Below are 1,254 nucleotides of genomic sequence, written 5' to 3' on the forward strand. Positions count from 1 at the left end.
CTCGCCATGCTGCGCATTTCCGGCCGCGGCGGCTCGGTCGACAAGGGTGAGGCGGTCAAGCTGATGGCGTCCGCCGCCAAGCTCGGCGAGCCCAAGGCGGCCTATAACCTCGCTTTGCTCTATCTCGACGGCCAGACCTTGCCGCAGGACGTCAAGCGCTCCGCCGAGCTGCTGCGCCAGGCCGCCGATGCCGGCCTGCCCGAGGCGCAATACGCGCTTGCGACCTTCTACAAGGAAGGCACCGGCGTGGCGAAGGACCCGGAACGCGCGGTGCGGCTGCTGCAGGCCGCCTCGCTCGCCGACAATGTCGACGCCGAGGTCGAATATGCCATCGCCATGTTCAACGGCACCGGCACGCCGAAGAACCAGCCGGCTGCCGTCGCCCTGCTTCGCAAGGCATCCCGCCAGGGCAGCGCGATCGCGCAGAACCGGCTGGCGTGGGTGCTGATCAACGGCGTGGGCGTATCCGCGGACAAGGTCGAGGGGTTCAAATGGCACCTGGTGGCCAAAACCGCCGGCAAGGGCGACCCGGAGCTCGACAAGCAATTATCCGACTTGCCGGCCGAGGACCGGGCCAAGGCGGAGGCCGCCGCCAAAAAATGGCTCGGGAGCAAATGACTTGCCCCAATGACTTGACGCAAGCGCCCCCGCAGGGCACCCAATTGCTCAAACAGGCGCGATTTTGCGCCCTTTCCCCCCGATCAAGACCGAAACCTCATGCTGTATTCCGCCACTATCAACGTCATGGTCAAGGCCGCGCGCCGTGCTGGCCGCAGTCTCAAGCGCGATCTCGGCGAGATCGAGCATCTCCAGGTCTCGCTGAAGGGGCCGGCGAATTTCGTCTCGCTCGCCGACAAGCGCGCTGAGGAGATCCTTTACCAGGATCTCGCCAAGGCCCGTCCCGGCTACGGCTTCATCGGCGAGGAAGGCGGCATGCGCGAGGGCTCCGACAAGAGCCACACCTGGATCGTCGACCCGCTCGACGGCACCACCAACTTCCTGCACGGCATCCCGCAATTCGCGATCTCGATCGGCCTCGTGCGCGAGGGCACGATCATCGCCGGCGTGATCTACAACCCCGCCAATGACGAGCTCTACATCGCCGAGCGCGGCAAGGGCGCCTTCCTCAACGACCAGCGCCTGCGCGTCGCCGGCCGCCGCCAGCTCAACGAATGCGTGGTGGCCTGCGGCCTGCCCCATATCGGCCGCGGCGACCACGAGGAATTCCGCCGCGAGATGACCGCGATCCAGGAC

The 1,254-nt window shown here is 66.6% G+C and carries 2 protein-coding genes; both read left to right on the forward strand.

Annotation, left to right across the window (positions count from 1 at the left end):
- On the forward strand, positions 1-618 hold a 618-nt coding region (locus tag MOV75_RS38730; protein WP_247008102.1), incomplete at its 5' end, for a tetratricopeptide repeat protein.
- 99 nt (positions 619-717) lie between these two features.
- Positions 718-1,254: inositol monophosphatase family protein (locus MOV75_RS38735; protein WP_246932227.1), on the forward strand; the 537-nt coding region annotated here is incomplete at its 3' end.

This window comes from Bradyrhizobium sp. PRIMUS42 (genome assembly GCF_023006515.1).
Lineage (GTDB): Bacteria > Pseudomonadota > Alphaproteobacteria > Rhizobiales > Xanthobacteraceae > Bradyrhizobium.